Source organism: Clostridium sp. C8 (genome assembly GCF_001010885.1).
Classification (GTDB): Bacteria; Bacillota; Clostridia; order Clostridiales; family Clostridiaceae; genus Clostridium; species Clostridium sartagoforme.
The window spans coordinates 137039-158448 of record NZ_LBMX01000103.1; the positions used below are offsets into that span (position 1 = coordinate 137039).

At 27.4% G+C, this 21410-nt stretch carries 18 protein-coding genes, 2 tRNA genes and 1 rRNA gene; 6 read left to right on the forward strand and 15 right to left on the reverse strand.

Going from position 1 to position 21410, the window contains the following annotated elements; translation table 11 throughout:
* Positions 1–5 precede the first annotated feature (5 nt).
* A complete protein-coding gene (locus AAT22_RS17045; RefSeq protein ID WP_047002129.1) occupies positions 6–311 on the reverse strand; it encodes a DUF6514 family protein in 306 nt (101 codons plus the stop codon).
* 546 nt (positions 312–857) lie between these two features.
* Between AAT22_RS17045 and AAT22_RS17050 the strand changes: the two genes are divergently transcribed.
* The gene (locus tag AAT22_RS17050) at positions 858–3488 is read left to right on the forward strand and encodes an FAD-dependent oxidoreductase (RefSeq protein ID WP_047002130.1); all 2631 of its coding nucleotides are present in this window, start codon (positions 858–860) and stop codon (positions 3486–3488) included.
* A gap of 90 nt (positions 3489–3578) precedes the next feature.
* Here the strand turns inward: AAT22_RS17050 and AAT22_RS17055 are convergent, their stop codons facing one another.
* Positions 3579–3941, reverse strand: a complete 363-nt coding sequence (locus AAT22_RS17055) for a single-stranded DNA-binding protein (RefSeq protein WP_016207512.1) — start codon at positions 3939–3941, stop codon at positions 3579–3581.
* 193 nt (positions 3942–4134) lie between these two features.
* Positions 4135–4986: a YihY/virulence factor BrkB family protein gene (locus AAT22_RS17060; protein WP_016207513.1), complete on the reverse strand. Its 852-nt coding sequence runs from the start codon at positions 4984–4986 to the stop codon at positions 4135–4137.
* A 339-nt stretch (positions 4987–5325) separates the two neighbouring features.
* Here AAT22_RS17060 and AAT22_RS17065 point away from each other — a divergent pair, with 339 nt between their 5' ends.
* Positions 5326–6204 carry an aldose 1-epimerase family protein gene (locus AAT22_RS17065; RefSeq protein WP_016207514.1) on the forward strand — a complete coding sequence of 293 codons (879 nt, stop codon included), beginning with the start codon at positions 5326–5328 and terminating at the stop codon, positions 6202–6204.
* Positions 6205–6460: 256 nt separating this feature from the next.
* Here AAT22_RS17065 and AAT22_RS17070 read toward each other — a convergent pair whose 3' ends face one another.
* The 4 genes from AAT22_RS17070 to AAT22_RS17080 form a co-directional block, all read right to left on the reverse strand.
* Positions 6461–7093 carry a cyclase family protein gene (locus tag AAT22_RS17070; RefSeq protein ID WP_016207515.1) on the reverse strand — a complete coding sequence of 211 codons (633 nt, stop codon included), beginning with the start codon at positions 7091–7093 and terminating at the stop codon, positions 6461–6463.
* A 20-nt stretch (positions 7094–7113) separates the two neighbouring features.
* Positions 7114–9402 (reverse strand): helicase C-terminal domain-containing protein, encoded by a 2289-nt coding sequence (locus AAT22_RS17075; RefSeq protein WP_047002131.1) that lies wholly within the window; start codon positions 9400–9402, stop codon positions 7114–7116.
* 312 nt (positions 9403–9714) lie between these two features.
* A complete protein-coding gene (locus tag AAT22_RS18900; protein WP_084820798.1) occupies positions 9715–9858 on the reverse strand; it encodes a YvrJ family protein in 144 nt (47 codons plus the stop codon).
* Positions 9859–9911: 53 nt separating this feature from the next.
* Complete coding sequence (locus tag AAT22_RS17080; RefSeq protein ID WP_047002132.1) at positions 9912–10499, reverse strand: DUF1836 domain-containing protein; 588 nt, start codon at positions 10497–10499, stop codon at positions 9912–9914.
* A 484-nt stretch (positions 10500–10983) separates the two neighbouring features.
* On the opposite strand from AAT22_RS17080, the gene AAT22_RS17085 reads away from it, so the two are divergent.
* Positions 10984–11223 (forward strand): AbrB/MazE/SpoVT family DNA-binding domain-containing protein, encoded by a 240-nt coding sequence (locus AAT22_RS17085; RefSeq protein ID WP_016207519.1) that lies wholly within the window; start codon positions 10984–10986, stop codon positions 11221–11223.
* A 74-nt stretch (positions 11224–11297) separates the two neighbouring features.
* Here the strand turns inward: AAT22_RS17085 and rsmI are convergent, their stop codons facing one another.
* The 4 genes from rsmI to AAT22_RS17105 form a co-directional block, all read right to left on the reverse strand.
* Positions 11298–12143: a 16S rRNA (cytidine(1402)-2'-O)-methyltransferase gene (gene rsmI / locus AAT22_RS17090; protein ID WP_047002133.1), complete on the reverse strand. Its 846-nt coding sequence runs from the start codon at positions 12141–12143 to the stop codon at positions 11298–11300.
* Between the two features lie 4 nt (positions 12144–12147).
* Entirely contained in the window at positions 12148–12897 is a 750-nt protein-coding gene (locus tag AAT22_RS17095) for a tRNA1(Val) (adenine(37)-N6)-methyltransferase (protein ID WP_047002134.1), read from the reverse strand.
* Positions 12898–13157: 260 nt separating this feature from the next.
* Entirely contained in the window at positions 13158–14378 is a 1221-nt protein-coding gene (locus AAT22_RS17100) for a C40 family peptidase (protein WP_016207521.1), read from the reverse strand.
* A gap of 246 nt (positions 14379–14624) precedes the next feature.
* A complete protein-coding gene (locus AAT22_RS17105; protein ID WP_016207522.1) occupies positions 14625–14930 on the reverse strand; it encodes a hypothetical protein in 306 nt (101 codons plus the stop codon).
* A gap of 179 nt (positions 14931–15109) precedes the next feature.
* On the opposite strand from AAT22_RS17105, the gene AAT22_RS17110 reads away from it, so the two are divergent.
* Positions 15110–15185, forward strand: a tRNA-Pro gene (locus tag AAT22_RS17110).
* Positions 15186–15507: 322 nt separating this feature from the next.
* Here AAT22_RS17110 and AAT22_RS17115 read toward each other — a convergent pair.
* On the reverse strand, positions 15508–18228 hold the full coding sequence (locus AAT22_RS17115) for a glycoside hydrolase family 3 N-terminal domain-containing protein (RefSeq protein ID WP_047002135.1): 2721 nt from the start codon (positions 18226–18228) through the stop codon (positions 15508–15510).
* A 478-nt stretch (positions 18229–18706) separates the two neighbouring features.
* Between AAT22_RS17115 and AAT22_RS17120 the strand changes: the two genes are divergently transcribed.
* Positions 18707–19348, forward strand: coding sequence for an HAD family phosphatase (locus AAT22_RS17120; RefSeq protein ID WP_016207524.1), 642 nt, complete (start codon positions 18707–18709; stop codon positions 19346–19348).
* A gap of 198 nt (positions 19349–19546) precedes the next feature.
* Here AAT22_RS17120 and AAT22_RS17125 read toward each other — a convergent pair whose 3' ends face one another.
* Positions 19547–20293 carry a peptidylprolyl isomerase gene (locus AAT22_RS17125; RefSeq protein WP_047002136.1) on the reverse strand — a complete coding sequence of 249 codons (747 nt, stop codon included), beginning with the start codon at positions 20291–20293 and terminating at the stop codon, positions 19547–19549.
* A gap of 289 nt (positions 20294–20582) precedes the next feature.
* Between AAT22_RS17125 and bcp the strand changes: the two genes are divergently transcribed.
* Complete coding sequence (bcp, locus tag AAT22_RS17130; protein WP_016207526.1) at positions 20583–21035, forward strand: thioredoxin-dependent thiol peroxidase; 453 nt, start codon at positions 20583–20585, stop codon at positions 21033–21035.
* 30 nt (positions 21036–21065) lie between these two features.
* Here the strand turns inward: bcp and AAT22_RS17135 are convergent.
* Positions 21066–21141, reverse strand: a tRNA-Phe gene (locus AAT22_RS17135).
* Between the two features lie 5 nt (positions 21142–21146).
* Positions 21147–21263 (reverse strand): 5S ribosomal RNA (gene rrf / locus AAT22_RS17140).
* Positions 21264–21410 lie beyond the last annotated feature (147 nt).

Here is a 21410-nt window from a genome sequence, read left to right on the forward strand (position 1 = left end):
TTATTTTATAAATTGAAGTCAGCTACATATTCATCAACATATTCTCCTAATATGTCAACAAGATGTATTGGAGATACTTCATTAACATGTAGTAAATTTAATAATTCATTAACCTTCTCCTTAATGTTTGATATATTTCTAATTTTATCCCTTTCTATTTTCACCACACTACCATCTACTATATCTTGTCTTTCAACTTCAATTCCAAATGCTTGTCCATCATAAAAACTTTCACTTATCATTCTATAAATATACTTACTTTCCCTATCCTCTTTTTTTACAACATTATATAGATTATCAACAATATTCATTTTACCTCTCCTTTGTAAATTACTATATACTAATTAACTACCACATTAAAAACATATCATAGAAATTATTAAAACAATGTCAAACATTGTTTATTAGATTAATAAAATATTTCCTTATATTTTTACATTTTTTTATTTTAAATTTTTTGTTAAATGTACTTTTTTAAATCAAATAAAATATCTAATAATAAATTATTATTTTACTATGTCGATTTTATAATACTTTTCTCAAGTTCCTTTGCAAATTTATAGTTATATTGATGATTTAGTAATAATATTAAGACATTATTGTTAGACTATGTTTATATAAATTAAAAATCAATTATTCTTTTAAGTTATATTTATTAATATTTTATTCAAAAATATAATATTTACTATAACTTATATAATAAAATTTTATGTTATACCATAATATATCAATAGTATTAATGATATTATTTATAATAAATATTTTAAATAGTTATTGATATTGTTAATATTTAGACATATAATAATTTTATAATAACAATTATTATTTAATATTTATTTTGAGGAAGGTGTAGATTTATGAAGTCTTTAGAAGTAAAAAAGGATATATATTGGGTTGGAGCTCTCGATCCAGATTTAAGAATTTTCGATATTATTATGTACACACCTTACGGAACTAGCTATAATTCATATGTTGTTAAAGGAAGCGAGAAAACAGCTGTATTTGAAACAGTTAAAGTTGAATTTTTTGATCAGTATATAGAAAGATTAAAAGACTTAGATATAGATATAACTAACATCGATTATATAGTCCTTGATCATACCGAACCTGATCATGCTGGTTCAGTTGCTAGGTTGTTAGAAATTTCACCTAATGCTAAAGTAGTAGGTTCTGCTGCTGCTATTAAATTTATGAAAAAAATCGCTAATAAAGATATTGACTCAATAACTGTAGGTGATGGAGATACAATAAGTTTAGGTAATAAAACATTAAACTTTATATCTGCTCCATTTTTACATTGGCCAGATTCTATTTACACATATATTGCCGAAGATAAGCTTTTAATTACTTGTGACTCCTTCGGGTCCCACTATTCATCTGAAGCAATAGTAAATAGTAGAGTAGAAAATGAAGAACATTATATGGATGCTTTAAAATACTATTTTGATTGCATTTTTGGTCCATATAAACCTTTTGTATTGAAGGCAATTAAGAAAATTGAAAATCTAAATATAGATATGATTTTACCTGGTCATGGCCCAGTCTTAATTGAAGAACCAATGAAAATAGTTGAACTTTATAGAAAGTGGAGTACTCCTGAAAGCCCAGCTTTAGATGGTAAAAAAGTTGTTACTATTCCTTATGTATCAGCTTATGGATATACAGAATCTTTAGCTAAGGAAATTGCTAAGGGTATAGAAGCTTCAGGTAACATTGAAGTTAGATTATTTAATGTTATTCATCATGAAATTAGTGATATAGTAAATAGCATTACAGAATCTGATGGGTTACTATGCGGTTCTCCAACTATAGTTTCCGAATTATTAGAGCCAATTCGGGATGTGCTTTCAAAATTAAATCCTGTTGTCCATGGTAATAAATTGTCTGCTGCTTTTGGATCTTATGGTTGGAGTGGCGAAGCAATTCCTAGAATAGAAACAAGACTAAGAGAACTAAATATGAAGTTTTATGGAAGTTTAAAGATTAACTTTAAACCTTCTGATAATGAATTAGAAGAAGCTTATGAATTTGGCTTAGGATTTGGAGAAATCTTAAATGGTAAAAAGAATCTTGCTCCTGAATCAAAATCTAAAACAACTATTGAAGAAATTCCTACTAATGGAGGCTTAAAGCTTTGGAAGTGCATAATTTGTGGTGAAATATTTGAATCAGAAACTGTACCAGAAGTTTGTCCTGTTTGTGGTGCTGGAAGTGATCAGTTTATAGAAATCGAGAGGAAAAAGACCACTTATTCTATAGATAAAGAAGAAACCTATGTAATTATAGGTAATGGAGCAGCTGGGTTCTATGCAGCCAAAGCTATTAAGGAAAGAAATGAAAGTGCAATAATTAAACTAATTTCAAATGAGCTAGAGCATTCATATGTGAGAACTCAACTTTCAGATTTAATAACTGAAAAAATTGATGATTCTTTTTATCTTGAAAAAGCTAATTGGTATAAAGAAAATAATATAGTTGAAATCCTAGGTGCTAACGTAAATAGTATAGATAAAGATACAAAGACTATAAAATTAGATAATAAACAAGGAATTCATTATGATAAGTTAATTTTGGCTAATGGTAGTTATAACTTTGTTCCTCCAACTAAAGTGAAATTTGAAGATCATGAAATTGAAGTAAATTCATGGACCTATAATACAGTCAAAGGAATTCATGCAATAAAGAAACTTTCGGATGTTGAATCTCTTAAAGAGCAACTGCCAGCATCTAAAAACATAGTGATTATTGGTGGTGGCTTATTGGGCCTTGAAGCTGCTTGGGAGGTTCAAAAACGTAATATGAATGTTACTGTTGTAGAATTAGCAGAAAGAATGCTTCCACGTCAATTAGATACAGATGGTTCCAACTTGTTTGAAGACTTAGTTAGCAAAACACCTGTTAAAGTTCTTTTGGGAGAAGCTGTTGATTTTATAACTGCTAACAAGGATGGAGTTCAATCTCTGCAATTGAAAAGTGGCAAACAAATAGATGCCGATATTATTATTTATTCAGTTGGAGTTAGAGCAAATATTTTCTTAGCACAACCTTTAGGTATTCATTGTAATAAAGGTGTTATAGTAAATCCATATATGCAAACTAATGTAGAAGATATATATGCTTGTGGGGATGTAGCTGAATTAGATGGAATATATTATGGAAATTGGCCAGCAGCAATAGAAATGGGGAAAGTTGCAGGTGCTAACGCTACAGGTGATAAGATTAAATTTGAAAAATTTGTTTCCTCTACAGTATTTGCTGCAATGAATACTCAAGTATTTTCTGCTGGAACTATAAATTTTGATGATCCTTCATTAGAGAAAATTGGTTCTATAGATACTTTAAATAATAAGTATTCGAAGTTATTTTTCTATAATAATAAACTTGTAGGCGGAATTTTAATTGGTGATATTTCATCTTCAGTAAAAATAATAAATGGAATTCAAAACGAAGAAGATAAATTAACAGTTTTAAGTAAAGGTACAATTTAAATATAAAAATTTATTTTTACTATAAAAGGGTAAGCTATAAAATAATTAGCTTACCCTTTTATACTATTTATTTAAAATTATATTTTAAACTTAATTTACAAAATCTTCTACTTGTTCTAAGTCTCTTTCTACTTTTCTATCTCCTACAAATTTAAAGTCTTCTGCTACAACTTCTGCAATATATTTTTTATTTCCATCTTTATCTTCATAGCTTCCAGTTCTTAATCTTCCACTCAAGCTTATGTAGCTTCCTTTTCTCATATATTGACATACTACCTCAGCCTTTCTTCCCCAAATAGTAACTGGTATTAAATCCGCTTTTCTAGTTCCATCCTGAGCTTTAAAATTTCTATCCACTGCAATTATGAACCTAGTGAATACTTTATCACTACCCTCTAATGATCTAAGTTCAGGGTCCTTTATTAATTTTCCTAATAATACTATTTTATTCATTTTTTGCACCTCCTGAATATTTCTTCTTTGATTATACCCATTTAGTTTTTTTCTATACATAAATAAATAAAATAAATTATAAAGCAATCAATATTAGCTCAAGCCATTTATTATCAGTTCACAACTTATAATGCGTAGTTCTTAATTATAGAACTAGTTTAACTGTTCTGAATTAAGGAATTCTTAGTTGTTTTTAATTATTATTAGCATTTCTTTTTCTAAGTGCTAAAATAGAATTTATTTCTGCTCCCAAAATTAACATCATAGATGTTATATATAACCAAGTCATTAATACAAAGACAGCTCCTACACTTCCATAAAGCCTAGAATAATTAGCTATATTATTTATATAATATGAAAAGGCCATTGATACTATTATCCATCCTAAAGTGCTTGCAATGGCCCCTGGAAAAACTTCTCGCCAACTTATTTTCTTTGCCGGTGTATACCTATATATTCCAGCAAATATCCAAATCATCATAGATATAATTATTAGATATCTACTTATATTCCATATCTTATTTATAACGTTTTGAAATGGAAATATAGTTAACAGATACTTACCTATTAATTCTCCAAAAACTAACATAGCTAGTGCTAACATTATTAATAAAGCTAAAACAATAGTAAAAAATATTGCTACAAACGCTCTCTTTATAAAGGATCTATGTTCCTTTATATCATAAGCTTTATTTACACCTTTTATAACCGCTCTGAATCCTGATGATGCCGACCACATTGAAAGTACAACTGAAACTCCTAATAATCCTGCATTTTGCGTATTTACTATTTCAACTACAGTGGTATCTACTAATGTAAAAACATTATTTGGCAATATAGTTCCTAATCCTTCTAAAACGTCTGTAGCATTCAAGCTGCTAAAACCTATTAAAGTCATTAAAAATATTAAAAATGGAAAAAATGCTAATATCAAATAATATGCAAGCTGAGCTCCTAATGCAAATATGTCATCATTGTTAATTTTTACTATGAAATATACTATTTTATCTATTATTGATCTTTTATTTTCATTACTATTACCCATTAAATCACCACATCATTTATTATTTAATCTTTTATATTATATATCAAATAAATAAATTATACTCCTCAACATTATTTTATTATACTTTATATATAATACTATATTATTTCCAATTATATAATCAAAGCCATCTATTTCTTTCTAAAACTCATATACTATAGTATAATTTACATATATGAGCTAAATTCTACTATCTTACTTAAATTAATCTATAACTATTTATTATTATATTACAATTAGAAATTAAAACCTAAAACTTATAAAAACTTCTATATAAGTTGTAAAAAATAAATTAATCAATTAGCTGTTTTGGCAATAGCTATAGAAAGGGTGTTTATTATGAACTACATATTAGAAAATGAAAATATAAAACTGTCAACTAATACTAATGGCGGAGAACTTACTAGTATATTTAGCAAAGAAGATTCATTAGAATTCCTATGGAATGGAAACTCTGATTATTGGAAATACCACTCCCCAATTCTGTTTCCTATAGTTGGAAAAGTTAAAGATGGAAAATATTTAGTGGATGGAAATACTTATGAATTGCCTCAGCATGGCCTCGCTAGAACTCGCGAATTTAATATGATTGAAAAAACAGATGATTATATAGAATTTGAACTTTTATGGTCTGAAGATACACTTAAGATATATCCTTTTAAATTTTCTTTAAGGCTTTCTTATAAGCTTTTAGAAAACGGTGTTAAAGTTGGATATAAGGTTATAAATCTTGATAATAAAGAAATATATTTTTCAATAGGAGGTCATCCAGCATTTATGTGCCCTCTAATGAATGAAGAAAATTTTGAAGACTATTATTTTGAATTTAATAAGATTGAAAATGCTAATATTATGAAATTAAATTCAAATACTGGTTATTTTTCAGGAATTACTGATCAATATTTTCATAATGAAAGTATTGTAAATCTATCTTTAGATTTATTTAAAGATGATGCTTTAGTATTTAGTGATTTAGAATCTAACTTAATAAGTTTAAAATCAAAAAATCACAATAAAAGTTTATCGATGGACTTCTCAGGATTTCCTTATCTAGCTTTATGGACTAAAGCAACTGGCGCACCATTTATTTGTATTGAACCTTGGTATGGCCATGCAGATTATCATGACTTTAATGGCGAACTTAAAGATAAGTCAGGAATTGAAAAATTAGAAGTAGGCAAAACCTTTACTGCATACTATAGTTTATTTATAGAATAAACTATAGTTATAATAATACAATTTCATTTATTAAGTGGGAAAAGCTATAGAAACTCATAGCACTTATGATTTTCTATAGCTTTATTTAAATTACCTTTTTTCAATATATTATATTTTTAAAACAACTTACTTTATTTCACAGGATTTTATATTCATAAAATCCAATCTCCGTTACTTACCCCATATTTCTTATAAAATAAAAGATAACTGTGAGATATAAATTGTGAGCTGCTAACTAATACCGTACTTTATACTTTTAATCTGTTATTGCAACTGCTCTAACTGGTGAGCCATCTCCATCTTCTATTTTTAGTGGAGTTGCTACTAATGTAAATTCTTCTCTATTTATAATATCTAGATTAGTTAAATTCTCTATTATAAGCTTACCTCTAGATAAAATAATATTATGAATTTCAAAATCTATACTATCAAATTTATCAATAGATATTGCATCTATTCCTATTCCTTTTAAATTAAAATCACAAATCCACTTTGCTGCCTCTTCCGTTAAACTTGGATAATTATTAAAATACTCCTTGGTTCCCCAGTATTTCTCATATCCTGTTTTTAATATTAGAAAATCACAATTTATTATTTTGTCTTCATATTTCATTATTTCTTTTAAAGTAACTTCTTTTGTGCTTGAAATATCTATTATAATGGCTATTCCTATAAATTCATTTATATTAAATTCATCAATAGTTTTTCCCTTATTAATCATGTGACTCGGTGCATCAATATGAGTTCCTGTATGAGTATAAATATTTAAGCATTTCTCATTAAATCCATCTTTCTCTATAGTAGCTATATTGTATATTTCCGGTTTCTCATCTTTTGTGTATGTTGTCATATTTGTTTTTATTATATGACTTAGATCTATAACTCTCATTTAACTCCCTCCCTATTATTTTACCTATTTATATCCCATTCCTTCGGTAATAGACTTCTATATTTAATTGTAAAATATCTATCATCTATAAGTAATATTCTTCCCTTATCCTCTTCTGTTCTAATTACTCTTCCTGCTGCCTGCATAATCTTATTTATTCCTGGATATATGTATGCATAGTCAAAACCTTTTTCCTCATAATAATCTTTTATTATATCTCCTTCATTAGATATTTTGGGAAAACCTACACCAACTATAATGCAACCAATAAGCTTATTACCGGGAAGATCTATTCCCTCTGAAAATATTCCTCCTATAACACAAAATGCTAGGATATTTGCTCCATCTTGAAAATTATTTATAAATTCTTCCTTTTCCCTTTCAGTTAAAACCTCCTGTTGACAAATAGTATCTTTATCACTATAAATTTCTATATATCTTTCATATATCTGTTTTAAATATTGATAAGATGGAAGAAAAATCATATAGTTTCCTAGTTGTTCTTCTTTAAACTTATTAATTAATTTACATAAATTATCTATATTATTTTCCCTTTGCCTAAATCTCATATTAAGAGAATGTCCATAAACTTTTAAGTTCTCTTTTCTAAAAGGTGATGGCAACTTCATTCTATAGCTTTTTTCATTGCCTCCCAGTAGATCTATATAATAATTTATAGGCGTTAATGTTGCAGAAAATATTATAGTTGAATAAGCTTCTTGTACTACCTTTGCTAAATTTTCAGCTGGATTAACGCAAAACAATTTAACTTTTGCATCATTTCTATTTATTTCTACTAAAGTAACGTACTTATCACTAAAAAGCTCAGAAATAGATATGAAAGACCGTATTTCAAAATATAAATCTCTTATTTCATCATAACCTTCTGTATTTACAGATTTCACAAGATATTCATCACATTCTTTTAAGAATATTCTAAGTAACTTATATAGATCCTTATATTGATCCTTTTTATACATACTATTAACTTCTAATTCTTGAACTTCCCTTCTTACTTCTATTAATTCCTTATTAATAGAAGTTAAAGCTTTATATAACTTAGGTACTTTTCCCTTTATTAATTTTGATGCTTGCATTATTTTACTCTTATAAATTTCTGCACTAAACATACTTCTAGCTCTATCCACAAGATTGTGACCTTCATCCACAAGTAATATATTCTTATCCACATCATCCTCAAAAAATCGTTTTAATTTTGCTCTTGGATCAAATGCATAATTATAATCACATATAATTACATCGCACCATAGACTCAAGTCTAATGATAATTCAAAAGGACAAACTTTATTTTCCTTTGCATATTCTTCTATTTTCACTCTTGTAAAATCAGTATCATCATTAAGAATATCAAATATAACATCATTAACTTTATCATAATAATCTATTGCATATTCACAATAATCAGGATTACATTTAGTTTTATCCTTAAAACAAATCTTTTCCTTTGATGTTAATGTGATACTTCTACAAATAAGTCCATTGTCTTTTAACTTATTTACTGCTTCTTCTGCTACAGTCCTAGTTATTGTTTTAGCAGTTAAATATACTATTCTTTCTCCTCTGTTTTCGCCTAAGGATTTTACTGCTGGAAATATTGTAGATATTGTTTTTCCTATACCTGTTGGTGCTTGTGCAAATAATACAGCTTGCTCCTTTATTGTGTTAAAACATGATATTGCAAGTTCTCTTTGTCCTTTTCTATAAGTATTAAAAGGGAATATTAAATTTTTTATAGATTTATTTCTAATTGAATTCAAATTAGATTTTAATAATATCCATTTTTTATATTCATTTATTATATAGAGAATAAATTCTTTTAGTTCTTCAAACTTAAAATTTTTATTAAAACTTTTTACTTCATCTGTTTCTATATTAAAATAACTTAACTTTATATTTATTTCTTCTAATTGATTTTGAAAGGAGTACATGTAGGCATAAAACTTTGCTTGCGCCCAATGTAAATCATTATAGTCTTCATCTATTAAAACTAACGACTTCATAGTTGATTTTATTTCTTCTATATATACACTACCATCATCTATAATTATTCCATCTGCTCTGCCTTCCAATAACAAAACAACATCTTCAATATCAAAAGATTGTTCTAATCTTACCTCCTTTTGATATTGGGCATATATTTTTTCATTGCTACTTTGAAGCTTTTGATGAGCCAATGTTCCTTCCAAAGCTCTACTTTTTCCCATGTATCTATCATCTAGACTTCCAGTTTTTAAAACATATTCTATTATTCCCCTTACAGACTCCTTAATAATTACCTTATTGCTCATTAAGTTATTCCTACCTTTATTCACAGTACACAATTCATAGCTCACATTTCTTTAATAAAAGCTCCATTATGCAAATTAAATTATAGATTTTTAGTATCAGACATCCATTACTTAATAAAGTTTTAATGTATTTACAACTAAATTTAATACGAAGCAAATGCTACCTAGTTTTTAATTATAGTGTACACTTAACTTATGTTATATAATACCTGTTAAATAAAAAATAAAAATCAACTTTGCACTCTAAAACAAATATAAGCTTAATAAGGTATTGTCTTAAACTTAATAACAACACCTTATTATACTAATTAATTATTTAATTGAATTTATAGTTTGTGCTAGATTATTTATGCTAGTTGTAAGACTCTCTAACTTTCCTTCTATTCTAATTAATAGATATAGAGAAATAGCTATAGGGAATCCTAAATTAGCTATTAAGCTCACTAATTCATCCATAAAATCACCCCGTTATTTACATATGCAAATAACTTAGATTTTTAAATTTTTTATTATAAATGGTACTCATTTACTATTTTTTGCACTAATTTTTTTGTAGCACTTGCTTGCGCTATAAGCGACATAACTATAACAAATGTTCTTATACTATTTTCATCTTTATTGTTTAAATTTAATTCTGAAATTATACTATCTAACTTTTTCTCATCTATAACAGGTTCACTTAAAAAATCTTTAAAACTTTCACTTTGAGTTTCTGAAAATATTTTATAAGCCTTTTCCCAAGATATAATATCATCAGATCTATCATTTATCTCATTAAATGCCAATCTGAAAACCTTTTTAATTTCTTCTGTTGTTAATACCGGTCTCATATAACTTAATAGCACTAACTGTATAAGATGTATTTTAGTATATCCTCTTTTTTTACCGTCCTCAGGCTTACTAATAACTTCACTCTTTATATAATTCTGTACTATATTATTAGTGTACTTATCTTCTATAAATTTATCATTTAAAAAATCTATAACTTGGGATAAAAAAAGATCATATTTCGGTAAATCTTCATAACCAATCATCGAATTGTTAGACATCTCTTCTGCCAATTCTATTATATAATTAGTATCTATTTTTTTCACCATAATATCCACCTCTAATTCCTATTCTTAATATAATTATATAGTATATATAAACTTATTACAAGTTATTTTTGTCTGTTTATTTTAATTTTATTATTATTCCTTTAAAATTTTATAAAAATTATCTATTATTTTGAAATTTTTTTATAAATTATATAAAATTTATAATACAACTTATATCTACATATTTAATTTTACATTTTTTTCTTATTTTATTATCTTTTTTTAAATTATATATATAATAATATTTTTTTAAGCTATATAACCTAGTGTACAAGCCATTCTACATTTTTTTCTATTTTACTTAAAAATTGATAAATAGTATTGACTTTTCTAATTTATGGTAGTATATTGTATTTATAACTTTGATATATATACGAAATTTGTAATTTTTGAAAATATTTTTCTTTTATATTGACTTTTAATTACATTTTTAGTAATATTAACTTTGCAAGATGTCGAAACTTGTTTTAAGGAGGAATATATAATGAAATCAACTGGTGTAGTAAGAAGAGTAGATGAATTAGGAAGAATAGTTATTCCTATAGAATTAAGAAGAACATTAGATATAGCTGAAAAGGATGCTTTAGAAATCTATGTAGATGGTGAACAAATAATCCTAAAGAAATATGAACCAGCTTGTATCTTCTGTGGAGATGCTAGAGATGTTGTTAATTACAAAGGTAAAAACATCTGTAAAAACTGCTTAAATGAATTAAAAAAATAATTTTTAATACTTATATTTAAATAGTTGCTTATAATTAAATCCCCTATGAACTTATAAATTCATAGGGGATTTAATTATAATTCTGTTGAGTATTTATATACTTCTTTTTTAGGTAAATTTCTTTCTTTAGCAACTAATTTTATAGCATCCTTTTTATCTATTCCACTTTCTATTAATTTAATTAAATGCTCTTCTATTGTTAAGTCAATCCATACTGCCTCTTTTTCAGCTTGTATTTCCTTTTCCGATTTACCTTCAATTACTAAAACAAATTCGCCTCTTGGCCTATTATCTGTAAAATGTTTTAGTACTGATGATATAGTTCCTCTACATATTTCTTCATGAAGCTTAGTAAGCTCTCTGCATACTGCTATATTTCTATCCCCTAGATTATTTAGTAAATATTCTAAAGTATCTATTATTCTATGTGGTGCTTCATATAATATTATTGTATCTCTAGAATCTTTTATTTCTTCAATTACAGGACTCCTCTCCTTATTTTCTCTTGGTAAAAATCCTCTAAAGATAAATTTAGTAGTATCTAAGCCTGAGTACACAAGGGCTGTTGTTATAGCTGTTGCCCCTGGTAAAACTTCGAATTCTATTCCTTGTTCTATACACCTCTCAACTATGACACTACCTGGATCTGATATACCAGGAGTACCTGCATCTGTAATTAAAGCTATATTAATTCCATCTTTTAACTTGTTTATTATATCTTCACTTTTTCCTTGCTCATTATGCTTATGATAACTAAATAGACTTTTTTTTATATTAAAATGATTTAACAATTTTAAACTTTGTCTTGTATCTTCAGCAGCTATTATATCTACATATTCTAATATTTCTAAAGCTCTCAATGTTATATCCTTTAAGTTTCCTATTGGAGTTGGTACTAAATATAGTTTCCCATTTTCCATATAACTAAACCTCCCTGCCATATATTTTATTTAATTCCTTTGTATAGCTACCGTCTTCATTATAAATATATAATGGAGCTTCCCATTTTAAATAAGCCCCTCCATCTCGCTGCCCTTCTATTAAAACTATATTAGGAGCTTTTTTTATATTAGGTTGAATCATTTGTACTCTCTTAGGCTCAATTTTATATTTTCTCATAAGTTCAAATATATCTATTAATCTCTCCGGCCTATGTACTATATACATCCTTCCATTATCCTTTAAAAGCTTTCTGGAAGCTTTTATTACATCCTCTAATGTACATAAAATTTCATGTCTAGCTATGGCTAATTTATCATCAGGATTTATTATTCCTGAGTTATTTAATTTATACGGAGGATTTACAGTTAAAGCATCAAATTTTCCTAACTTATTTAAAAAGCTTATATCTTTTAAATCTCCTCTTTCAAATTTCACGATTTTTTCTAATTCATTATACTTACTACTTCTCTTGGCCATCTCTACCATATCATCTTGAATTTCTATTCCTATAACTTCTTTAGGATTATATTTTCCATATAGTAAAAAAGGGACTATTCCAGTTCCTGAACATAAATCAATGACTCTATGTTTATTTTTTATGTTTGCAAAATTAGATAGTAAAACCGCATCTACACCAAATCTAAAACCTGATTTTTTTTGTATTAAAAATAAATTTTTTAATTGTAAATCATCAATTGATTCGTCTTCTAATAACCTTACATCTTTATTCATATTAACTACCTCTAATTATCATTATTACATATTATTAGTATCACCATAATAATAAATTAATAATATCTCTACCTTTTGTATCATTATTTTAAAACCATTATAAATTATATCATATAACTTACCGTTTTATTAAACTTAAATTGTTTGAAGTTATCTTAAAATTATGTTATAAATATTAATTTATCTTCTATTTTTTATGTAAAAATAAACTCCATCTATAAAAAGACGGAGTTTATATAATATTAAATATTAACTTCTAATTAAAGTACTCTTCTTGCCGCATAGAATCCTGTAATAGGTGAAACTTTAACATTTTCTCCTTCATAAGGCGCATGTATATATTGTCCTCCACCTACGTAAATTCCAACATGGTCTGAACCATAAGTAAATACTAAGTCTCCTGGTTGTAATTCACTATATGAAACTGGCGTTCCAACTCCAAGTTGTGAATAAGTAGTTCTTGTTATCTCAGTTCCTGCTGCATTCCTGTACACAAAACTAGTAAAACCTGAACAGTCAAATGATGATGGACCTGTTGCACCATAAATATATGGTGTTCCGATATATTTATATGCAAAGTCTACTATAGAATTACCTGTACTTGATGATAATCCTGAGCCTGAGCCTCTATTTGCCTGTGCTATTTCTAAATTTGAAATCTTATCTTCAGCATTATACAATGCTTCATTAACTTCTGCAATTACGATATCACTCTTAAGCTGCCCATCTCTAATATTTGTTAATTGTCCTAATGCGCTCCTTAGAGCATTAACATCATCAGAATTAATTAATATATCCAATTGCGCACTAACTAGGCTTCTTTCTGAAACAGATAAGAACTCTGCATCAAATTTAGCTTGTTCAGCTTTTGCTGTTGCAATAAGTGTTTCTTGTTCTTGTTTCTTTACTTCTAATTCTGATAAAACTTTATTAGTTTCTTCATTTATTTTAGCTACTTCATTTGCTTTCTCTTCTAAAGAATTAACTTTTTCATCTAACTTTTCCTTATTATCTACCAATTCTTTCACGATCTTTTTATCGATGCTTACAAGTCTACTAGCAGAATCTAATTTAGATATAAGGTCACTAAAACTATCCGCACTAAATAGAAGTGTTAGATAACTTCCTTGTCCACCTGTTTTGTATAATTCTCTTAGTCTTTTTCCTAATACTTCTTCTTTCTCTGAAATATCCACCTTTGATGTTTCAATTTCTTTCTTTGTATTTTGTACTTCATCCTTAATGGTATCTATTTGTTTTTGATTTTCTTGCACCTTTTCTGCTAATGGTGATATTTGTTCATTTAAATTATATATCTTCCCTTGAATATCTTCAACTTGCTTATTCATTTCGTCATACTTTGCTTGATTTTCTTTTACTTCCTGATTAATTACTTCCTCATTAGGAGTAGCAAAAACTGGTGTTACTGAGGTCATTGTTAAAGCACCAACTATAACAATTGATAAAATCTTCTTTTTCATAAGTATTTGGTCCTTAGACCATCCCCCTCTCCCTACGTGATATTACCATTATAACACTTATGGAAAGCTCGGACAATGGTAATTTTTTTAAAAATGAGATATTTAGTGGGTGTAAATGTATACTGTACATATTTGGAATTAACTTAGTTATGTTAACATAACTGTTTTAACCTAAATATCTCTTTAATTATATGCTATATAATATCATTTTTATAATATATTTACAAATATTTCTGTGTTAAAACTTTATATATTTTTGTACTTTTTTAATGTTATATTTTGAGTTAATGATAATATAGCTATTAATACTATGAATGATATCACTACATACTTAGATTGTTCAATTAAAAAATAATCTATTACTCCTATAATTATGCCTAGTATACCTATTGCCATATTAAATGTTCCGTTGAGTTTCATAAATTTATCTATATCATTATATGCTCCACTATTTTTCAACATGGTTTTTATTCTATTACTGCTAATAGATATTAGTCCCATTATTATAAACCCTAAACTTCCTAAAATTATTATTATTGTGCTTCCTCTCACTTTTTGTACTCCTAACTTAATATATTTGTTGATTGAAATGTTTTTATCCTTTTATTAAAATTTCTAATTATTATCTTCACTTAAATATATATCTTAAAGCAATACAATAACAATTTCAATATTTTCTTTTAAAAATAGTTGACATCATTAACTATAATTACTATAATTATAATGTACTTCGGGGTGTGGCGCAGATGGGAGCGCGCGTGGTTTGGGACCATGAGGTCGCAGGTTCAATCCCTGTCACCCCGACCAATAAAAACCTCTCTTTAATTAGAGAGGTTTTTTACATTTTAAGTACAATTAATATTTTTTTCTTAAATTACATAGCTAATTACAATCTATATAATCATTAACCTCTTTAAGTTCATCATCAAATCCAATAGATTTACAAGAAATTAATACTATTGGTATTATTGATATATAAGCACACAATATTAATATCAACATAAATCTTATCCCCTTTTCATATTTCTATTTATGATAATTATATGAAAAAGGTTTCAAATGTGTTATGCATTTTTTATTTTTTATAAAAAAGGAAAGAAATTATTGTTTTCTCTCCTTTTTAATTATATTATTTTTTAAACTTTCTTAAGGCAATCCCTGCAATAGCCATAATACTGCCTAAAATAACTGTTCCTACTGGTGATGCTCCCCCTGTCTCTGGAAGATTATCATTATTACCTTTACCATTATTATTGTCTGTATTATCAGACTTAGCCTTTACCGTTATCCTAACTATTTTTTCTGTAATGTTTTTATTACTATCTTCAACTGAATATACAACTTTATACTCTCCAGCTTTTGTTGTATCAACATTATTTTCCTTAACCTTTATATTTGAAGATATATCTCCATCTTCTTCATCGGAAGCTTTCACATCTTTCATTGGATCAAATTTATCTCCTACAGTCAAAGTTTTATCTTCTGCTATTATACTTGGAGCTTTATCCTCTATAAGTTGAATTGCAGCTTCTGATAATGAAGCTATAAATATTCTATCCTTATTATCTTTTACTGATAGATTCTCTACCTTAATAACTTCAGAAATACTTTCAGTTTTAGCTTTAAACTTTATTTCGAAGCTTTCATTGCTTATTACTTTATCATTTAAAGCTTCTACATCAATTATTAATTTTCCATTTTCAATCTTATTATTTAATATTTTCACATTTTCACTATTAGATTTAACTTCCAAAACCTCTAATGCATTTGTATTAAAATTAATTGTTGCAGAATAAGTCTTACTTTGTAAATGTTCTGGTACATCATTTAATTTAACTTTTGCTATAAAATCTTTACCTTCTTTAATACTAGTTGGCATCTCAACGCTAGTAGTTCCTAATGATGTTAAATTTGTTATTCCATATCCAAAGTTATATTTATTACTAGTTAGATCATATTTGCCATCTGCTGCAAGATTCGGAACATCTACTGGGAGAATTCCTGTTGCCTCATGAGCTCCAAAAATAACATCCATAATAGCTGGAATATTTGGACCAAAAGCCTTTATAGGTGACAATCCTCCATCTGCTTCTGTAGGATCCATACCTTTATATCCATATGCTATAACTTTAGCCGCTGCTCCATCACGACCTGTAACATCATACGGATGTCCAAGACTTCCTAAAATCACAGATTTTCCCTTTATTTTAGCATATTCAAAAACTTCTGTTGGATATTTAGTTAACCAGTGAGTTGCAGCTAAGTGTGCAGAGCTTGATATTTCTGATAATATAACGATTTCATCAGCTAAATCAATTTTTGCTTTTGTTGCATCATCTAATATTGTTTTCTTATTATATGAAACTAAGTCATAATTTACATCGTTTATCTTACCTTCACTTATTAATCTAGTTATACCAAATTTCATACCTGGTAATTCATTGTCATATGGAGCTAATAATAGTATATTATCGCCTTCCTTAGGATTTAAAGGTAAGATATTGTTCTCATTTTTAACTACAGTTATAGCATTAGCTGCAACTCTTCTTTCAATATCTCTATTTTCTTTTGATCCTACTACAGTTTTAGCATTGTTAATCTTTTCTTCTAAAGTTCTAGTATCATTTTTAACTTCCATTATTCCTCTATCTATTTTTAATTTAACAACTCTTTCTGCTGATTGATCTATTCTCTCTAGTGGTATCTCGCCTGTACCTACTGCTGCTTTAACTTCATTTATTATGTTCTCTAATTTAACTACATCTGCTTTACTTCTTAAGATTGTAGGCATTAAAGCAATATCTACCCCTGCTTTGAATGTTAATTTAACAGCTTCTGATTCTCCAAAGTTATCACTAATAGCTTGCATGTTAAGTGCATCAGTTACTACGACACCATCATAAGAAAGTTCTTTTCTTAAAATACCTGTTACTATATCATCAGATAATGTAGCTGGAAATGCAATTTGTTGGCCATCTTTTTTGGATACATAAGTATCCTTTTCTACTTGTGGAAATTGTATATGAGCTGTCATTATCATATCTACGCCTTTATCTATTGCTGCTTTAAAAGGCTTTAATTCCATATTTCTTAATTCTTCTATAGATTTATTTACTACTGGCAATCCATAATGAGAATCTGTGGCTGTATCTCCGTGACCTGGAAAATGCTTAGCTGCTGCTGATACTCCTTGACCTTGAATACCTTCAATAATCTTACTTCCCAACCTACCCACTAAATCTGGATTGCTTGATATGGACCTAAGATGTATAACTGGATTATTAGGATTATTATTTACATCTACAGTTGGTGCAAAATCAACATTAATTCCTAATGATTTTAATTCCCTACCGATTACATATCCTGAATCATAAGCATCATCTTCACTTCTTGTTGCTCCTATAGCCATATTTCCTGGTAGATTTGTACCTGTACCTAATCTAGTAACTACTCCTCCCTCTTGGTCTATAGTAAGTAATAATGGTAAATTTCCGTCTTTATCATTTATTGCTACCTGTTGATAATCATTAACTAATCTAACTGTTTGCTCTGTGTCCTTTACGTTGTTAGCAAATAATATAACTCCACCTAAATCATACTTGTCTACAATTTCTGCTATTTCAGAGTTCATAACTGTCACATCTTGTACTGCAGATTCTCCTTGAGCTTTCCATTGTCTAAAATCAGGCATAATCATTTGTCCAATTTTTTCGTCTAAAGTCATTTTGGATACGATTTCCTTTGCTTGAGTTTTTGAGTCCATAGCATATGTTCTATTAGATGGTAAAGTAAATAATGAAGTAGTAATCATAGTTGCTGCTAAGAGTAATGAAATTTTTTTCTTGTTCATAAAAAATCCCCCTATAAATAATAAATATTAATTAACAATTGTATCCTTGCCATTAAATATGAAACCTCCTTCTCATAAAATTTTAGATAATATTTAGTTAGCAAAGAAAACAATAAATAAACTTATGTAAAAAAATTTAAATCTATTATTTTATTGTAAAATAGCAACAAAAAAGCTCCCTCACTAAAAAGTAAGAAAGCTAATGCCCAAATGGTTGCACGCAATACAAATATACTATATATTCCCTTTAATGTTATTATATATAATATTTTTATTTTTGTAAACCTTTTTATAAAGAACTTTATTAATACATCGTTTATGTATTATAATCAATATAATATTTACTGTTTACTTAAGGATTATTTTTTATTATAATATTACTTTATCTTCATTTTATAATATATATTATAATTCTTTATTCATTAATAATATATTATATTACTATATTTAACATATTATACAAGGGGGTAACTAACATATGAATAATATTGAAGCTGTTATATTTGATTTGGATGGAACGTTAATCGATTCAATGAATATATGGGCTAAAATAGATGAGGAGTATTTAGGCAATTTTGGACTTACTGTCCCTGAAAAACTTCAAGAGGAAATAACTCATCTTACTCTTACAGAAACAGCTCTTTACTTTAAAGAAAATTTTAATATTGAAAATACGATAGAAGATATAATATCAACATGGCATGATATGGCTTTTTATCACTACTCTAACACTATTAAATTAAAAGATGGAGTGATTCCTTATTTGAAGTCATTAAAAGATATGAATATAAAAATTGCTTTAGCAACTAGTAACTCTGTTCCTCTACTAGAAGCCACTCTAAAAAATAATGGAATATATGATTACTTTGATGCAATAACAACAACAGAAGAAGTAAAAAAATCTAAAGATAATCCCGATATATACTTGTTATCAGCCAAAAAACTTAATGTATCTCCTGAAAGATGCTTAGTTTTTGAAGATATAGTACAAGCTGTTAATGGAGCTAAACTTGCTGGTATGAAAGTGTATTCTGTATATGATGAATCATCTAAAAGCCAAAAAGAAGAACTAATAAGATTATCTGATAAATACATATTGACTTTCAATGAACTACTGTAATATTTTGAGAAGCATTTTTCAGTTCGTAGTTCACAAGACACAGTTATGGAGATAATTCAGCTCTGCTGAATTAAGAAAGCATTATATCAACTATTTGATCGTTGATATAACTTAAAATTCAGAAACTACGAAGTAGTTTCATCCTAAACTGTGAATTGTGCACTGTGAACTAAAAGAAATTGCTTCGCAATTTATATTCTATGCTCTAGTAACTCCGTATTTCTTTTCTAATTCTTTTACAACATCTAAATATTTTCTTTGTTGCATTTCTTGTAATAATGTATTAACTATTTGCTCTTTAACTTCCTCAAATAACATTTCTTTTCCTTCATTTTTATCCTCAACTTTTATTAAATGATATCCAAATTGAGTTTGAACTGGATCACTTACAACATTAATTTCCAATTTAAATGCTGCGTCTTCAAATTCAGGAACCATCATTCCTCTACCAAATGAACCTAAATTACCCCCTTGCTCCTTTGAAGGGCAAGTTGAATATTTAATAGCTGCATCTTCAAATGTTATTTCATTTAAAGTTATTTCATTTTTAATCTTATCACAAAGCTCTTTTGAATCTACTAATATATGTTTTGCTGATATGGTAGGTTGTTGTATAAACGCATCTTTATTTGTATTATAATAATTTAATGCATCTTCATCTGTAACAGTAACTTCTAGTAATACTTTATTTATTGTTAATTGAGTTAAAATATCCTTTTCCGCCTGTCTTACATTTTCTTTATATTCCTCTGTAGAATCTATATTTAACTCTTTTCCTAAAATATTTATAAGCTCAAAAGAAACCATTTGTTCTAATAATTGTTTTTTTGCTTCCACAGTTTCAAAATATCCTCTTCTCTCTGCTGGATATCTCTCTACTACAGTTTGTAAATCCGATTCCTTTATTTCTCTTCCTGCTACGGTAGCCAAAATCTTATCTTCCATTAAAATTCTCCTTTAATCAATAAATTTATTAACATCATTAATTATAACAGAGTTTATAATAAAATATATAGAATTTATTAAATTCCTTAAATATGGTTAATATTGTATTATCAGTATATTTATTTTTTTATTTCATTTAAAGAAATATATTGATTATTTAATATATTATTAGTATCAATCCTATAGATATTTGTTTGGAATAATATTTAGTACTAATAATCAATTACTTATTGATAATAATAATTATTCGTACTATAATAAAATAAAGTCAAAAAGGAGGATCATTATTATGAAATTAGGAAGTTTAGCACCAGACTTTAATCTTATTGGGTCTGATGGAAGAGACCATAAATTAAGCGATTATCGAGGAAAAAAAGTTATATTATATTTTTATCCGAAAGATAATACTCCAGGTTGCACTACTGAAGCTTGTGACTTTAGGGATAACATAAAAACAATAAATGATTTAAATACTGTTGTAATTGGCATAAGTAAAGATAGCTTAAATTCACATAGTAAATTTATTGAAAAACTTAATTTACCTTTTATTCTTTTAAGTGATGAAGAAAAAATTGTTTGTGAATTATATGATGTTATAAAAGAAAAAAACATGTATGGCAAGAAGGTTCTAGGTATAGAAAGAAGCACTTTTATAGTAGATGAAAATGGTATTTTGGTAAAAGAGTTTAGAAAAGTTAAAGTTAAAGATCATATAAAAGAAGTACTAGATGCGATAAAATAAAAAAAACACTAACATTTGTTAGTGTTTTTTTGGTGGCTCGACCAGGAATCGAACCAGGGACACGAGGATTTTCAGTCCTCTGCTCTACCGACTGAGCTATCGAGCCATATAACCTGGCAACGTTCTACTCTCCCACACAGTCTCCCATGCAGTACCATCGACGCTGTAGAGCTTAACTTTCCTGTTCGGAATGGAAAGGAGTGTTTCCTCTACGCCATCATCACCAGATGCTGTGAGATCCTAAATCTCTGATTTAGATATCGAACGCACTCAACGCAGTTGAGTTTCCTTATCAAGATCTTCGATTTGGTTCCCGGAACTTATGCAAATTACGCTAATAATTTGTATTCCTTTTTCAGAGTGTTCTCTGAAAAT

What these genes read in the sequence shown, in the direction of transcription:
- AAT22_RS17070 (WP_016207515.1), bottom strand. Translation starts at nt 7,093, where the DNA reads ATGAGAGTTATAGATCTAAGTCATATAATAAAAACAAATATGACAACA.
- AAT22_RS17045 (WP_047002129.1), bottom strand. Translation starts at nt 311, where the DNA reads ATGAATATTGTTGATAATCTATATAATGTTGTAAAAAAAGAGGATAGG.
- AAT22_RS17055 (WP_016207512.1), bottom strand. Translation starts at nt 3,941, where the DNA reads ATGAATAAAATAGTATTATTAGGAAAATTAATAAAGGACCCTGAACTT.
- AAT22_RS17050 (WP_047002130.1), top strand. Translation starts at nt 858, where the DNA reads ATGAAGTCTTTAGAAGTAAAAAAGGATATATATTGGGTTGGAGCTCTC.
- AAT22_RS17080 (WP_047002132.1), bottom strand. Translation starts at nt 10,499, where the DNA reads ATGGTGAAAAAAATAGATACTAATTATATAATAGAATTGGCAGAAGAG.
- AAT22_RS17095 (WP_047002134.1), bottom strand. Translation starts at nt 12,897, where the DNA reads ATGAATAAAGATGTAAGGTTATTAGAAGACGAATCAATTGATGATTTA.
- AAT22_RS18900 (WP_084820798.1), bottom strand. Translation starts at nt 9,858, where the DNA reads ATGGATGAATTAGTGAGCTTAATAGCTAATTTAGGATTCCCTATAGCT.
- rsmI (WP_047002133.1), bottom strand. Translation starts at nt 12,143, where the DNA reads ATGGAAAATGGGAAACTATATTTAGTACCAACTCCAATAGGAAACTTA.
- AAT22_RS17115 (WP_047002135.1), bottom strand. Translation starts at nt 18,228, where the DNA reads ATGAACAAGAAAAAAATTTCATTACTCTTAGCAGCAACTATGATTACT.
- AAT22_RS17120 (WP_016207524.1), top strand. Translation starts at nt 18,707, where the DNA reads ATGAATAATATTGAAGCTGTTATATTTGATTTGGATGGAACGTTAATC.
- AAT22_RS17075 (WP_047002131.1), bottom strand. Translation starts at nt 9,402, where the DNA reads ATGAGCAATAAGGTAATTATTAAGGAGTCTGTAAGGGGAATAATAGAA.
- AAT22_RS17065 (WP_016207514.1), top strand. Translation starts at nt 5,326, where the DNA reads ATGAACTACATATTAGAAAATGAAAATATAAAACTGTCAACTAATACT.
- AAT22_RS17125 (WP_047002136.1), bottom strand. Translation starts at nt 20,293, where the DNA reads ATGGAAGATAAGATTTTGGCTACCGTAGCAGGAAGAGAAATAAAGGAA.
- AAT22_RS17100 (WP_016207521.1), bottom strand. Translation starts at nt 14,378, where the DNA reads ATGAAAAAGAAGATTTTATCAATTGTTATAGTTGGTGCTTTAACAATG.
- AAT22_RS17060 (WP_016207513.1), bottom strand. Translation starts at nt 4,986, where the DNA reads ATGGGTAATAGTAATGAAAATAAAAGATCAATAATAGATAAAATAGTA.
- AAT22_RS17085 (WP_016207519.1), top strand. Translation starts at nt 10,984, where the DNA reads ATGAAATCAACTGGTGTAGTAAGAAGAGTAGATGAATTAGGAAGAATA.
- bcp (WP_016207526.1), top strand. Translation starts at nt 20,583, where the DNA reads ATGAAATTAGGAAGTTTAGCACCAGACTTTAATCTTATTGGGTCTGAT.